At 40.6% G+C, this 15914-nt stretch carries 12 protein-coding genes; 6 read left to right on the top strand and 6 right to left on the bottom strand.

Annotation, left to right across the window (positions count from 1 at the left end):
- Positions 1-232, top strand: a 232-nt coding sequence (locus tag VFM80_RS08355) for a LytR/AlgR family response regulator transcription factor (protein WP_395071372.1), incomplete at its 5' end; no start/stop codon positions are given.
- A 61-nt stretch (positions 233-293) separates the two neighbouring features.
- On the opposite strand, the gene VFM80_RS08350 is transcribed toward VFM80_RS08355, so the two are convergent.
- A complete protein-coding gene (locus VFM80_RS08350) occupies positions 294-833 on the bottom strand; it encodes a YceI family protein (protein WP_395071371.1) in 540 nt (179 codons plus the stop codon).
- 194 nt (positions 834-1027) lie between these two features.
- Here VFM80_RS08350 and VFM80_RS08345 point away from each other — a divergent pair, with 194 nt between their 5' ends.
- Entirely contained in the window at positions 1028-1444 is a 417-nt protein-coding gene (locus VFM80_RS08345; RefSeq protein ID WP_395071370.1) for a DoxX family protein, read from the top strand.
- A 164-nt stretch (positions 1445-1608) separates the two neighbouring features.
- On the top strand, positions 1609-4020 hold the full coding sequence (locus VFM80_RS08340) for a TonB-dependent receptor domain-containing protein (protein WP_395071369.1): 2412 nt from the start codon (positions 1609-1611) through the stop codon (positions 4018-4020).
- Between the two features lie 3 nt (positions 4021-4023).
- On the opposite strand, the gene VFM80_RS08335 is transcribed toward VFM80_RS08340, so the two are convergent.
- From VFM80_RS08335 to VFM80_RS08320, 4 genes are all read right to left on the bottom strand, one after another.
- Positions 4024-5457 carry a sensor histidine kinase gene (locus VFM80_RS08335; protein ID WP_395071368.1) on the bottom strand — a complete coding sequence of 478 codons (1434 nt, stop codon included), beginning with the start codon at positions 5455-5457 and terminating at the stop codon, positions 4024-4026.
- Between the two features lie 126 nt (positions 5458-5583).
- Positions 5584-6804 (bottom strand): Kelch repeat-containing protein, encoded by a 1221-nt coding sequence (locus VFM80_RS08330; protein WP_395071367.1) that lies wholly within the window; start codon positions 6802-6804, stop codon positions 5584-5586.
- A complete protein-coding gene (locus VFM80_RS08325) occupies positions 6758-7099 on the bottom strand; it encodes a hypothetical protein (protein WP_395071366.1) in 342 nt (113 codons plus the stop codon). Before VFM80_RS08325 ends, VFM80_RS08330 begins: the two co-directional genes overlap by 47 nt.
- A 427-nt stretch (positions 7100-7526) precedes the next feature.
- Entirely contained in the window at positions 7527-8852 is a 1326-nt protein-coding gene (locus VFM80_RS08320; RefSeq protein WP_395071365.1) for a chloride channel protein, read from the bottom strand.
- A gap of 664 nt (positions 8853-9516) precedes the next feature.
- Here VFM80_RS08320 and VFM80_RS08315 point away from each other — a divergent pair.
- The 3 genes from VFM80_RS08315 to VFM80_RS08305 all read left to right on the top strand — a co-directional run bounded on the left by VFM80_RS08315 (position 9517) and on the right by VFM80_RS08305 (position 14979).
- Positions 9517-10626, top strand: coding sequence for an ice-binding family protein (locus tag VFM80_RS08315; protein WP_395071364.1), 1110 nt, complete (start codon positions 9517-9519; stop codon positions 10624-10626).
- Positions 10627-10735: 109 nt separating this feature from the next.
- Positions 10736-12754, top strand: coding sequence for an OmpA family protein (locus VFM80_RS08310; RefSeq protein WP_395071363.1), 2019 nt, complete (start codon positions 10736-10738; stop codon positions 12752-12754).
- A gap of 308 nt (positions 12755-13062) precedes the next feature.
- Positions 13063-14979, top strand: a complete 1917-nt coding sequence (locus VFM80_RS08305; protein ID WP_395071362.1) for a S9 family peptidase — start codon at positions 13063-13065, stop codon at positions 14977-14979.
- 132 nt (positions 14980-15111) lie between these two features.
- On the opposite strand, the gene VFM80_RS08300 is transcribed toward VFM80_RS08305, so the two are convergent.
- The coding region (locus VFM80_RS08300) for an alpha/beta fold hydrolase (protein WP_395071361.1) at positions 15112-15914 on the bottom strand (803 nt) is incomplete at its 5' end.

The raw sequence follows: 15914 nt of genomic DNA, 5'->3' as shown, positions 1-15914 counted from the left end.
GGGCGATTACCTTACTGTCCACACCACAGTAGAAAAGATAACTTTTTATCAAACGATGAAAGAATTTTGTGATCTTTTACCCGAGTCACGGTTTGTCCGCATTCACCGCTCTTACCTCGTTTCACTCTTACATATCAATTTTGTAGAAGGAAATTTAGTAAAGATCGACGATCACAAATTACCAATTGGCAATTCTTACAAAGAGGATTTCATTCAAAAATATACTGCATAAAAAAAGACAACCGCTTTCAACGATCGCCTTTTGTTTTGGGGGTACAAATAGGAGTAGGGTACTATGCTTCTTCAGCTACTTGTTCAACAACCTGAACATTCATGTGCAGCTTCACCTTATCGCCAACAACAACATTTCCGGCTTCAGTTACTGCATTCCACTTCAAATTGAATTCTTTTCTGTTAAGTGTTCCGTTGATCTCAAAACCTGCCTTGGTTTGTCCGTAAGGATCGTCTACAGTTCCGCCATGTGTTACGTCTAACGTCACTTCTTTTGTTACGTCGCGAATCGTCAAGTTTCCTTTCAGTTCGTAATCGTCGTCACCTTTATTTTTAAAAGAAGTGGACTCAAATTTCATTTTTGGGAATTTCTCAGCGTTAAAGAAATCATCTGATTTCAAGTGTGCATCACGGTCATCATTATTTGTGTCCACGCTGTCAATGTCTGCTTCAAAAGTAACATTTGCTCCTTCAAACGATTCGCCTTCTGTTTTAATTGAACCGTTAAAGGATCGGAAATAGCCGGTCACAGTTGATATAACCAAGTGCTTTACTTTAAACTGAATTTCTGAATGTGTGGGGTCTATATTCCAGGTTGCCATAATAGTATAATTTTATTGATTAGTATTAAATAGTTTAATGTTGAACTAAATATATCCAATCTTAACTCATTGTCACAATAGATAATGCCTATTGCTCCTATTACTTTACCCTTTTTAATAAATCTGGTAAATAGAAAATGCATTATTCCGATTAATTTGAGTTATTCACTTAACCCAAAACTTAACCCCCCACTATGTTTAAAAAACTCCTGTCAACCGATATAGCAGCTCTTGTAAATACAAATCTCAGCTTATTGATCTTGCGCGTAGGTGCAGGGCTCTTGATACTCACACATGGTTGGCCAAAATTGTTAAAGGCATTTTCCGGTGATTTTTCATTTGGGGATCCTATAGGCATTGGTGCAGCTGCTTCATTGTTATTGGCTGCATTTGCTGAAGGAATCTGTGGTTTTTTGGTTACTTTGGGCCTTGGCACCAGACTCGCTTCCATCGTTTTATCTATTAATATGTTTGTTGTGGTCTTCTTTGCCCATGCAGACGATCCTTTCGGCACTAAAGAAAAAGGCCTTTTATTTTTACTTCTATTCGTGGTCATAGCTTTAACCGGCGGCGGAAAGTATTCAGCAGATAAAAAAGTATTCGGGAAATAATTAAAGTCAGTAGCCTACTCTGACCAAACAAGGGTAGGCTACTTTTTATTTACACTTCTTTAAAAATGTAAAAATGAAATAAACTCATCTTAATTCACTGATTTTAAAAAACGCAGGGCCTAAGAGATTGGTTAAGCAAGTCAATTTAAACCTGACCAATATAAATGAGCGCTCAATTGAAATCCTTATTTGTAACATTTTTGCTTGTTTCCATTCCCGGAATACTTGTTGCCCAAAACACTGAAATAATCGGTAGTGTACTTGATGATCAATCCGAACCACTTATCAATGCAACGGTTGCAATTTATGAACCCAGCGAAGATGAGCTCTTGTCCGGAACGGTAACAGAGGTTTCAGGAGAGTTTTTATTAGAAGTTGAGCCCGGTACTTACACCTTCAGGGTCTCATTTCTTTCCTTTCAGGATCATGAACAGGAAGTTACGGTAGCTGGAGGTGAAACATTAAATCTGGGCACGATACAGCTAGAACCTACCCAATCAGAGTTGGGAGAAGTCGTAGTTCAAGGTCAGCGATCTTACATGGAAATGAATTTTGACAGCCGAAGTTTTAATGTTGAAAACGATATTACCAGTATGGGCGGTTCCGCGCTAGACGTTTTAGATAATGTACCCTCCATTACCACTGATTTTGAAGGAAATGTAAGTCTTAGGGGGAATCAGGGAATTCAAATTCTGATCAATGGCCGGCCTTCTAATTTAGTTCGAAACGGGACTGATGCCCTAAGCAGTATTCCCGCCGGTATGATCCAGGAAGTTAAAATCATAACAAATCCATCAGCCCGGTACGCCGCCAATGGAACAGGAGGAATTATCGACATAATATTGGTAGATGATGCAGACCTCGGATTTAATGGAACTGTAAGAGCTAATACAGGTTATCCTCAAGACCATTCTGTTGGATTCAATCTCAATTATCAAAAAGGCATTGTCAACTGGTTTCTTAATGCTGAGGCTGAATATGCAAGAGAGCCTCGTTCAAGTTCCACCTTCCAAAGTTTCAGCAGTACAGACACTACTTTTGCCTATCAACAAAGCAGTGACTGGTTTGAACGTGAACGAGAAGGCAATGTAAACTTCGGGGCTGATATTTATCTCCCAAATGAGCAACTGCTTACAATTGATTCCCACATTAATTTTGAAGCTGCCAATGAAGACCAGGAAGTAAACTATATCGATTATGATCCTGCTAATGATCAAATATATCAGTCCGTTTCTAACAGCTGGGATATATTGGGAGAGTCAGTTAGGGAAGCTGTTGAGGAACAGCGTGAAAGTGATTTTGATATCCGGATGCTTTACGAAAAAACATTTGATGAAGAGGGTGACCATGTATTAGCTCTTGATTTTGATTTCGAATTTGGCAATGAAGACGAGACTGCAAGATTAGATGAGCAAACCAATATAGGTCCCGGTAATGACGTGCTAGAGCGAACAAATGGCGGAGAGATTTACCGTGAGGCTCGTTTTGATATTGATTATGAAAGAAGTGTTGGAGAGAACGGAAGATTTGAGGCCGGGGGGAGATTTAACTATGACTGGCAAGACAGTGATTACCTGGTAGAACGATTTGAGAACGGTACCTGGGTTGAAGCTCCCGATGAAGTCGGTGGTGCAGACAACTTTGAATATTCCGAAAATGTCAATTCATTATATGCTTCCTTTTCAGGAGAGCTAAAACCTTTTACTTACCAAATAGGATTAAGAGCTGAAAACACCCAAATTACAACAGAACTTGATCAGAATAATTTAAGCAGTGAGCAAAATTATACCAACCTCTTCCCGAGTGTATTTCTCTCCTACACCATCAATGAAAGAAATTCACTTCAGGTAAGTTACAGCCGTCGTATTTCCCGGCCCCGATCATGGTACTTGCTTCCATTCACTGATATCTCCAACGACCGTTATCGTTCAACCGGGAATCCCGATCTTGAGCCTGAATTTGGCGATTCGTACGAACTTGGTTATTTGCGATACTGGGAATCAGGATCGGTCCTTACCAGCTTTTATTACAGAGACCGAACTCAGGTCATCGATCGCGTTTCGGTTACAGGAAGTGATGGGATTACCACACGGACACCCATTAACTTAGCAAATGAAAACGCTTGGGGTGTTGAGTTCTCTGCAGACCAAGACCTCTTTGAAAACCTCCAGCTTTCAGGAAGTCTTAACATCTATCAATCTGAGACAGACGGTGAATTTGAAGGAATTTCTTACGACAGCAAATCTGAAAATCTAACCAGCAGGTTGAGAATACGTTGGAGATTTTTAGAAGGATGGAACTTTCAATCGTACTTATTTTATAGAGGAGCTTCAGAAACAGCACAGGGAAGAAGGCCTTCTCGTTCATTTGTGGGAAGTGGTTTATCCAAAGAACTATTGGATGGCAAGGCAAACATATCCATTAACGTCAGGGATGTATTTAATTCAAGAAACGGAAACCGGGAGATCTTAGAACCAACTTCCTATACAAACCGAGCATTTAGTTGGTCGAGCCGCTCATTCAGAATCAATTTCCGATATAGCTTTGGTGGAAATGACAGCAATAACAGAAGATAAGATTTACGGTCTTTGATCTACTTTAAATGTCAGATTAAAGACCGTTCCTTTTTCATCAGAATCAAATTTATACTCGGCTAACAATTGCTTGGCGAGCATATCAATAAGTGTCAGTCCTAAAGAATCACTTTTCCCAGGATCAAACTCTTTGGGTAGTCCTTTTCCATTATCAGAAATAACAAGCTTCACAACATCCTTTGTGTTGGTTTCAGAAAGCTGAATCTTAACTTTTCCTTCTTTATTACCCGTAAAAGCATGTTTAAAAATATTCGTGATCACTTCATTTGTAATAAGTGAACATGGCAGGGCCTGACCAATCGACACTTCAACCGCTTCACACTGAAAATCTAACTCTACTTCAGTTTCTGTGCGAAAGCTTTTCTGAATATTTAATACCAGAAGCCTTAATCGCTCACCCAATTCAATGCTGGCAAAATTATTGTTTTGATATAGCTGCTCGTGAATGCTTGCCATGGTCTGAATGCGAGCCACACTATCAAAAAGCCGATCTAGAACTTCCTCATTATTTTCTGAGGCTGCCTGCAGCTGAAGTAATCCCGTGAGTACCGAGAGATTATTTTTGACCCTATGATGAATTTCAGCCAATAAGGTTTCTTTTTCTTTAAGGGAATCTATGATCTCTTCTTGCCTTATTTGCCGTTCCGTAACATCTCTGGAATTTATGACATATCCTTTTACAGCAGGGTCGTCGATGAGATTTGTTATGGTTCCTTCTAACCATCTCCATTTTCCATCAGCATCCAAAAATCGAAATGGAGTTAATTGAATACTTTGTTCCTCCGGTAATTCTGCAAATTGTTTATAAAGCCTCTCTTTATCGTCTTCATGAATAAAATCAAAAGCATTTTTCCCTAAAAATTCCTCCGGAGGAATGTTAAGAACATTTACCGATGTCGGGCTCACAAATGTGTAATTCGCTTCTTCATCAAGTATGGCGATCATGTCCATTCCATGCTCCATCATCGCTTTAAAGCGGCGGTCATTCAGCTCAATTTCTTCTTCAGCCTGTCTTCTGCTGGTTACATTTTGACTAATACCGTAAAAGCGAATACATACATCGTTCTTATATTCGGGTTCGCCGGTAGCTCTTATCCACCGCTCATCACCCCTTCCGCTAATTATTTTAAGCTCAACATCAAAGGGGATCTCCTTTTCAATGGCATCATTCGCCGCTTTGGCAAAAGTATCTCTGTGATATCCTTCTTTAAATAATTCAACAGTACTTTCTACATCCGGCTGATAATCCGGCCCAAAACCATGTATCTCTTTAGTCATATCTGACCAATGTAATTTTTCATTGATCATATCATATTCCCAAGTCCCTATGCGGGCGAGCTTATAGGCTTTATCCAGAAGCAGCAGCTTCTTCTGCATCTCTTTATCATCTACTTTTGAGCCGGCACCTTCAACATTCATCTAATAAAAATATGTGTTAATTCTTCAGGACAGAAGAAATTACTTAAAAAGAGGCTTAAAGTTTTGTTAAATAGCCTTTAGAAAAAAACAGGTATCTTGGAGCTAAATCCTATAATTTTTAGGAATTCAATCATTTTTATCACTAACAACACCTTCGTTCAATCCGTATAATAAGCGTCTGTTATCATTTGCATCTTTTCTCCGCACTACCAGCTCATCTTCAAATTCAGCCCTGAATTTATCATTAATGGATTTGATCGTCTCATTTCTCAACTTTCTTCGATAGTCATAATTATCAATTTCGGACCACACAAATTCCTCCAGGTCATTGGTCTCTAAAAATGATTCTGCCTCCCAGAGGGCCTGAATTACCTTTCGTTCCGTTTCATTAAATGACTCCATAGCCAGCAGTTCTGATTGCTTAAGGCTATTATTTTTTCCTGCCCCTGATGTAACCCAAGTATTTCTTTTCCAAAACAAAACCCCCAGCCATGCAAGAATGGCCGTACCAAAAAATATTGAGCCTACGATCACGGCCAAATTTTCTTCAGGTTCAGCTTCCAGATTTGTTAATAATGAATCCTCGGCTATAGTAACAATGCGTACGGGGAGTGTTCTTGTGTTGGTCAGGTAATCCAGGCCAACAAGCACTACACGGTCATCTTTTGCATCAAATAGATAATTGGAGGTAATGAATTCTTTGCTGCCTCCCAGGGGAATCTCCACGGGTTCAAATTCCTTTTCCTCTTTAATGTTATACACCTTAAAGAAATAGATTCCGGATGGGGAGTCCTCAAAAATAACAGGTAAATACCAGTTCCCTGATTGCTTGCTATAAAAAGATCTGCTTAATGAATTTACAATTCCAACCTTTGGTGATCTGACCGTGCTGTAATATTGCCATCCATCTTTTTCAAGTTCATCTACTTTCTCCCACGTTGCCGTCGGAAAACTGAATTTCCAGATATCGCTTTTCTCAAATTTGACACTGTTCTTATCATCGGCCCTTCCATTTTTGCTTAAAAAGCCGCCGAATATATAGAGCTCCTCACTTTTCGGCAGGTACGTTCCTGTATAGGGTATCCTTTTTTCAGGAAAGGAAGATTCTTTTGAAACCGTGATTATGTTCCATTCTTTAATTCTGGAATTAAAGAATGTTATGATGTTTTCATTTCTCCAAAATCCGTATCCCCCAAAAGCATGCAACTCTCCCTCACGGAAAAAAGGATAATGGCCAAACTGATTGTTGTGTGGGAAAGACTGATCTAATCTCTCGATGGAATAGTTTTCTAAATTTATTTCATAGATAACCCCCCACTCCGCGCGACCACAGCAGCAATCTTTCATTGAAAGGATCAAAGCCAAAATCGAGTTCAAACAATGATTCAGGAAAGGATTCAAAGCGGTGTAAAAGATCCCAATCCAAGCCATTCAGATCATAGCTCCATAACTCATCTTTTAGCAAAATATATACTATTTGATCAGCCGTGTCTATATCTGCATATATGGGATCACCTGCATTAAAATGGGGGCGCTCTGACTCTGTAAGGCTATCCTCGGAAACTTGAGCAACTACTGCCCGGCTCGGCAGAATCCATGAAACAGAAAACAAGACTAAAAGAAATGTAAAGATGTTCTTCAAACTAAAATCCAATCCTTAACAAAATAATATTTTAATATTAAATTAAGATGAGAAAAAATAAGCTCTAAGAAAAGACCTGACCTTTAAATGATAGATCTTAATCCACCTGTTTTTCTAGGAATCAACTAGTGGAAGTTCTGTTTCAAATTGTACCCATTCGGATTCATGTTCACAGATGCGGCGAAGAGTATGGGACAGAACTCAATAGAGCATTCCGGACTTGTCCTGCAGTTACAAGTTGTTCAAACTTACTTTACACACAGAGTCAGTCTTTACTTTTTAAAGTTCCAGTTATTATTTGCCTTGTCGATCATCATAAACAAAAATGATATAGTACATATAATACAGCAACGGAAAAGATAATAATCAGGTCATTACCTCGGTATGCGATTGTTGGGTAACAATGTAAAGGTTATGCCTTCCCAACTCAGTTCTCTTTCCACCTCCAAACCCGATGCATTGGTGAGGAATTATCTTTTCGATGTTGTTGCGTATTAATAAGACGAACTCGCTCAGTGCATATATAACTTGTAACACTTGCTGCAGCAACAACAGGAAATAAAGCTCCACCGGTTAGGCTAATTAAGATAATACTGGTACTGATTGGAGTTTTTGTCACGCCTACATTCACAGCTGCCATTAATCCAATAATAGCTACTGGCATTGGAATGAATTGGGAGGTTGCTAATGAGATAGCGATACCACTGCTTGCTCCAATAAAGAATAGAGGAAATATAAAACCACCGCGATAACCACTATGGAGTGTAAAACTGATTGATAACATCTTAACAAAAACAAGTAACACCAATAAGCCTACAGCACCCCAAAGGCTATAGTTTGACTGGAGTGTAGAGATGCCGTTTATTAAATCAATAATTTGAAACTCGCTCCAGAATAAAGGTGTCGTTATAAAATTAGCAGGAATAGTTATAGCTAACAGGCCTATTGTTACACCCCCAACAGATCCAAGTAGAATAGGATATTGTTTAAGTGGAAAAAGCAGTTTGTCTATTCTTCTAAAAATAAAAATAAAGAGTATGGCTATTGCGGCTCCGATTATTCCCATCCCAATACCTTCAAATACGAATAACATAGACATATCAGAGAGTTGGGGTAAATGATATAAAGCTCCTTCATAACCAATGAACAGACGGAATACTATAAATGCAGCTATTGCAGAAATAACAGATGGGATAAGTGCTTCATAATATTCAAGCCCACGATTATGAGGTATTTCAAGAGCAAAAAGGGCACCTCCGATTGGAGCACCAAAAAAAGCTCCCAGAGCAGCGGCCATTCCGCAAAAAGTGAATGTTCGGATTAGATCCCCATGTAGCTTTAACTTTTCTCCTAGTTTACTACCGCTACTACCTATCAATTGTACGAGTGGAGCTTCTGGTCCTGCACTTCCTCCAAATATAATACTGGTTAGTGAATTAATAAACATGGATGGATTTTGTTTAGGATCCATGCGGCCTTGCTTGACATGAATATTATTTACAACCGCTGAAATTTCACCTGGCGTACGCAGATATTTCATTAAAAAGCCTACTATTATTCCACCGATCGTTGTCAGAAGTACAATTGAAAACATTTCCGCACCCTTTACTTTGAAACCAGCCTGTAAGGCTGGTTGTATAACATCCCAAATAACATAGAGTCCGCCAGCAAGAATCCCGTAGTATATAGTAGCAATAAGCCCGCCCAAGAGACCAATTATTACGGCCCACAAAATTGTTTGACCATAGGGCATCAACCGATTCTCCATTGACCGGCCGGGAGCTTGTAAGAAAGATGGGATCGAAAATTTTTTCATTGTCTTAGCTAATAATAACTTATTAAAAAGATAGCAAAGCTAAGTATTAATGTGAGCAAACTCAGGTATTTTAAGTTGACCATATCATGAATTTTCGGGAGGAACCCGAGGTAGGTAATTGAACTCTTATTTTACACGCAAAGCTTTGCCCGCCCTGCCCTGATAGCATAATACAAGATATAATACCCTTAAGCAGAAAAAGCCTCCCCTTATATCGTTAATGTACTTGAATAAATATAGACCCTTTTTCCACCTTCTAAGAGATAGTCTTTCAAGTAAAATCGTCTAAACTCTTAATGCCTTGTATACAGAAAATATTAAGAAATAAAAGTAGAGTATGACAAATCAGGCTACTAATCATTGAGGACTTCATCCAAGAGGGTGAAAACTCGCAGTCCTGAGCTTAAACAGAAACTCTATCTTTTTGCACTTCTCGATCCTGCATCTTTTGGTTAAAAATTCTCTCAAAGAAATTTACCGCAGGAAAACTCATTCATTTCTCTATACCTAAAGGAGTAGTCCACTTTCCATCACAAAAGGCTATTAAAAGTAGCGTGAACTATTGGTAAGCTTGACAACAACAATTTAACAATAGATACCTATGAAAAAATCAAAAAACTTTAAACTGAAATATGCTATATCGGCATTATTTCTTATGGCTTTTACCGCTGGTTGTAATGATCAGATGGTGGGAGTCGAGGGATACTGTCCCGAAGTTCAGTCTACATTTCCTGCTAATTCAGCAACTGATGTTGAACTGGACGCGGTTATAACAGTAACCTTCTCAGGGAAAATGAATCCGTCTACTATTACATCGTCTTCATTTACCCTTTCAGATAACTCTTCGCCTGCCAAGGGGTCATCCAATAACTTTGGCAACGTTGGTACAAATAACCAAGCTGCAGAAATAAGTGGAGAGGTTACATATAATGATAACACCAACACTATGAGTTTCACACCTGATGCTCCATTGTCAATAAGTACTGTCTATACAGGCACGGTTAATACCAATGTTCAGGATCCCTTAGGAAACGCTATGCTTGAAGATTATGTGTGGACTTTCTCTACCATTGAGTCACAAAATCAGGGAAATCTTGGAACGGCTGAAACTTACGGACTGATGGCAACTTCTGCGATCACCAATATCGGTAACACGATTATCAACGGCGATGTTTCTCTTGATCCTGGTACTTCAATGACAGGATTCCCACCGGGTATAGTAAATGGTACGATAAACATAAATAATGCCGAGTCAGCTCAAGCCAGAGCAGATCTGTTGGATGCCTATAATTACTACAAGAATCTTCCTCCCGGAACCAATGTACCTGCCGGTGCAGATCTTGGAGCGTTATACCCGAGCGGAATAGCTCCGGGCACTTATACCTCAGGCAGTACGATGCTGGTTTCTACCACGCTTGTACTTGATGCAGGTGGCGACCCGAATGCTGTTTGGGTATTCCAGATCGGCTCTTCACTGACCACCGGTGCGGATATTACCCTTGCCAACGGTGCTAATGAAAATAATGTGTTTTGGGTACCTACCGAAGACGCAACCATTGGAGTAGGAACCATATTTCATGGAACCATCATATCCGGACGGGATGTTACGGCCAATACCGGTGCAATAATCAACGGTAGAATTCTTGCAGGAGCAATCACTGCCGGTACCATTGCCCTCGATGGCAATACGGTAAACGTACCAGGTTTTTAATAATCCGGCAACAAACGCCATACCTAACCCTGATAGCAGGGTAAGCTTACCCACCCCCCTCTAAATTTTTAGAGGGGACAACAACAGACAGTTTTAACTAAATAATAAAATGAAAACTAAAATAGATCAAAAAACGAGTACACACTTGTCACGATCGCTTTACAACCTGATAGCGTTTTTTTGCATCAGTGCCGTGATATTTACAACCATGCAGGCGCCTGCATATGCACAGGAAACCCAATACGAAAGGCCAGCTTGGATGTTTGGAGTAACCGGTGGCGCAAACTTTAACTTCTATCAAGGAACAACACAGAACTTATCTGACGAAGTATTCGCACCTCAGGCTTTCGGCCATGGAGATGGAATAGGACTATTTGTTGGACCTATGATCGAGTATCGCCGACCAAATTCAGTACTTGGTTTCAGGCTGCAGGCAGGTTACGATAGTCGGAGAGGATCTTGGGATCAGGTAACAACCCCGTGTAACTGCCCGGCTGATCTTTCAACCGGACTGAGTTATATATCGGTTGAACCCAGCCTTATTGTTGCTCCGTTTAAATCCAATTTCCATTTGTTCGCTGGCCCACGATTGGCTTTTGGGCTTAACAAATCGTTCGAATACGAACAAGGTGTAAATCCTGATTTTCCGAACTCTTCGCAGCCGGTTAATGAAAGCGGTGATTTCAGTAATATGGACAAAACTCAGTTATCCATGCAAATAGGAGCCGGGCTTGATATCCCGATCTCTTCGAGTTCTAAACAAACTCAGTTCATGTTAACTCCATTCGTATCCTTCCAGCCTTACTTCGGACAGACTCCCCGTTCCATTGAAACATGGAATGTGACTACAATTCGTGCCGGAGTGTCCATTAAACTTGGCAAAGGCAAGCGTATTGAGACAGCATCGCCTATGGCAATGACACCAGTACGGGCAGCTTCAGTGAATTTTACTGTCAGTTCCCCGGTAAATGAAACCGTAAATGTTAGCTTCATCGAAACATTCCCGCTTCGTAACTATGTATTTTTCGATCAGGGATCCACAATGATCCCGGACAGATACATAACACTGAACAAAGAGCAGGTAGCGAATTTCAGTGAAGACCAATTGGGTCGATTCAATCAGATCACAGCAAGCGGTCGTTCAGCTCGTCAAATGACAGTCTATTACAATATTCTGAATATTCTGGGCGATCGAATGGCAACAAATCCAGGAACTACTATAAACCTGGTCGGATCATCAGACCAAGGAATACAGGAAGCCAGAAAGAGAGCCGAATCGGTAAAATCTTATCTGGTCAATACCTTTGGTATACGCGGATCCAGGATCACCACTGATGGAGTTGATAAACCAAGTATTTCCTCTACACGGGGTAATACGGAACTAGCGCTTTTGCGTCATGAAGACAACAGAGTCTCAATTGAGAGCAACTCGTTAGCTCTGCTTAAGGAATATCAAACCGGTCCGGATGCACCGCTGGGATCAGTAGCACTTTCGGAGCAAGCACCCCTGGATAGTTATGTAACTATCAATGCAGCGGGCGCAGCCAATGATTTTAAATCATGGAAACTTGAAGTGAGAGACGAAAATGGTAGAATGAAAACCTTTGGTCCTTATTACAGAGATAACGTTCGCCTGTCAGGTAAATCCATATTGGGTGACCGTTCGCGGGGCGATTACACCTTTACCATGGTTGGTGAAACTCAAAATGGCAGCAAGGTAAGAGAAAAAGCACAGGCAGAAGTCGTACTATGGGTAAATCCTGTAGTAGAACACGGCAAGAGATACAGTGTACTCTATGAATTTAATAATTCAAAACCCACAGCTGCCTATGAGAAGTATCTGCTGGATGTCGTAACACCTGCAATTCCCGTAAATGGAACGGTAGTGATACAGGGCTATTCTGACACCATTGGTGACAGAGCTCATAATCAACGATTATCTGAAGCCAGAGCAGCTAACGTCAGGGACATCATACAAAAAGGTCTTACCCAAGCCGGCCGCACAGATGTCAAGTTTGAGGTTAAAAGCCACGGCGAGGTAATCCCACAATCACAGTTCAGCAATACTTTACCGGAAGAACGATTCTACAATCGTACAGTTCTGATCGATATCTTACCTAAAAAGTAATGTCAAGGTATAAGTAAATGTAATTAGGGACAGGCTCGAAAAGCCTGTCCCTTTTTTTGTTCTGGAAGGAAAAGAATGTACTTCCAGTTCCTGCAAGGGAATGAAAGTTTTGTTTGCCAGATTTTTCTTTTTTGAGGTATCAGGTTGTACTTGGTTAACATTCTGGATGGGAGATTCAAACCGGGACCCCCATAAATTAAAGCTCTGGTTTCCACTATTGACTTTAATTTTGGAAATAATAAATTAGGGTAATAATTGGGTATGCAATAGCGAGCTTGTTCTTTTCTTTAATCCTAACCAATTCAACAATGAAAAAAATATTCCGGGTACATCTGATCATAATCTTACCGGTTGTCTTCCTTCTTACATGCAATCCATTTGCTCAAAATGGAATGGTCTTTCCTGACTTTCCTTCACACTTACTATTCGTTGAGGATAACCATCCTGAAGCAAGAGTAGTTCGGTCGGGACTGTTCAATCACTCTCGTCCGGTCTTTGAGGTTTACAACGAAGAACTTAAATTTTTTGCCGGCACATCGGATGGAAGCCTCTACCTAAGAACTCTTGAAGATAGCATGCATCTAACCTTAAATAAGCCTGATGGAAACTGGAGATGGGACATAGCAGACGCCCTATGGTCTAAGGATGGACAATACCTATGGGTAAAGCAGATCGATGATTCGGAAGTTCCAGTGATCGACCTAATAAAAGAAAATGGTGAAACTGTAGAAAAACCCTACAGTCGTGCAGGACAGGCAATTCCGAAAGAACGCTATTATGTGGTTAATGCAAATTCAGGAGGTTCAATACAAGTCCCCCTCGATGAAAGCCTTCCATACATTCATGGCGTTTCCTGGAATGAAGAAGGAAATGAGATCTTATTTGTGCAGTCAGACAGACTGATGAAGGAATTACACGTCAGGGAATTTTCAGTGGCTTCCGAAGAACCCTCCACTTTGTTTAAAGAAACCACAGAGACCTATCTAATTGGATTGAATCTTTTACCCGGTTATAGTCAAACGTTCAGGGAAAAAGGATATGTCAGAAGAATTGCTACAGGTATCTTACTTCAGAGCGAAAGAACAGGGTATAATCAGCTTTATCAATATGATGAAAATGGAAATCTGCAAGAACAGCTGACAAACTACAGTGATAATGGAATTCTAAAAGACATTTCAGGTATAGATGAAGATAATGGCTGGGTCTACTTCATTTCAAATACCCCGGAAGATCCTTTAAAAACCTCACTATACCGAACTTCGCTCACTGAAGACAGAACTGAAAAATTGTTAGATGGATCGACTATTGTTTTGACGAAGTGGAATGATAGCTTTGACACTTTAAGAGTTTTGGAGTCTAAAAACCCGCATCTGCTGGAAATTAATAGCTACACTCCGCGGGGTGAGTTAATTGAAAACCTATGGACTGGATCCCCTGATGACAAAAGATCAGAGGGATATCAGCCTGAATACCTGTCTGTGCAACTTGATGAACCGGACAACACCGCAGAAGTAATGATATTACGACCCAAAGGTTTCGATCAAGACAATTCCTACCCCGTGATCGAATATATTTACGGCGGTTCTTTTATCAACGCAGTACCTTCTAATCCGTTAAATAATTGGATCTGGACATTGCAGGACATTGCAGACGAAGGGTACATAGTAGTCATTATCGATTCTCGTGGCACTCCGGGCAAAGGCAAGGAATTTCAGGACCATATTTATGGGAGAATGGGGCAGGTTGAGCTCCATGACCATACAAAGGTGATTAAAAAGTTAGCTGAAACTTATGACCACTTTGACCTCGAAAGAGTCGGCATAATTGGACATAGCTGGGGAGGATATTTTTCATTGAGAGGCATGATCATGTATCCTGATTTATATAAAGCTGCCCACGTGAGTGCTCCGGGTGTTGATCCAAATAAATTTAGAATCGCTGTTGAGGTTTTCATGGGGTGCCTGCCACAGGAATGTCCTGAAACTTACGAGGCCGCCTCAGTTACCAACTTTGCTGAACAGATAAAGGGACCTGTTCAGATCATGCATGGAACAGCTGATGACGATGTGCCAATAGAGGAATCCTATCGACTTAAAGAGGCTTTCGAAAACATAGGTAAGAGCAATTTTGAGCTTATCGAATTTCCGGGAGCCGATCATATTGTTATGAGGGATCCCAAATGGTCTGTTTATGTGAAAGAATTCTTTAATGCCAACTTAAAATAGCACTTATGGGTGGCGTAGTGTTTAATTAAAAAGTTAGGTCTTGCCTTATCATACTTGAACCGAGAGCTCCAAACAGGCAAAGTTCGCTCAGTATGTTCTTCTGCTGAAAACCCGATGAGCTTCAGATTTATTTTAGCTGAAAAAATCGCTCAGGGAACATGCCAGTAGTTTCAAGTTGACCTGTTCAATAGGATGAGGCGTATCCGGCAAGACCATCAACTCACCATTCTGTAACATTTTAGAGACCTCCATACTTTGTCCTACGCCGGCCGTAGCATCCCGGTCGCCAACATAAATCCGAACCGGGTGAGGAATTTCTTCCCATTCCGAATCTGAAATTTTGGGGTTTTCCCCCAGGTTTAAAAGCAGTTCCTTCGTTTTGGCTGCCACCTCTTCCCAGCCCGCCGGATGACGCCTTTCTAATTCCTGTGCAAACTGAGGTACTTTCTCCCTGATCTTATTGGGATTTAGAAACCGGACTTCCCGTTCAGATATGTCCGTATTCCATTTTAACACGGTTCCTAAAGTGGCGATCCTTCCGGCCATTTGAGGATTATTCTTTGCAATATACATGGCGACATACCCACCCATGCTATACCCGAAAAAATCTGCCTGTTCGATCTTTTTATCATCCATATAACGCAGCACATTCTCTGCAAAATGTTCAATTCGAAACGACCTTGACATACCAGTTTCAGAACCATGCCCTTCAAAATTGAGCAGGTGAATAGTTTGGTTTAAATCCAGTTGCTCAAAAAGCGGCTTAAGTTGATCTGAAGTTCCGAGTGCGCCGTGCAGAAATAATATTGGTTTCATTGCTCGTAATGATACTTTTGTTCGCACAAAGGGTAGCAAAATACGGCCAAAATAGAAAAAGCCGATAAGGTTTAAATTTAACGGCTTTTGCTGTACGCCCGGAAGGATTCGAACCCTCA

The sequence above is a fragment of the Gracilimonas sp. genome, assembly GCF_035704785.1.
Classification (GTDB): Bacteria; Bacteroidota; Rhodothermia; order Balneolales; family Balneolaceae; genus Gracilimonas.
The sequence above is the reverse complement of the archived record's forward strand: the minus strand, read 5'-3'. Positions and strand labels throughout refer to the sequence as shown.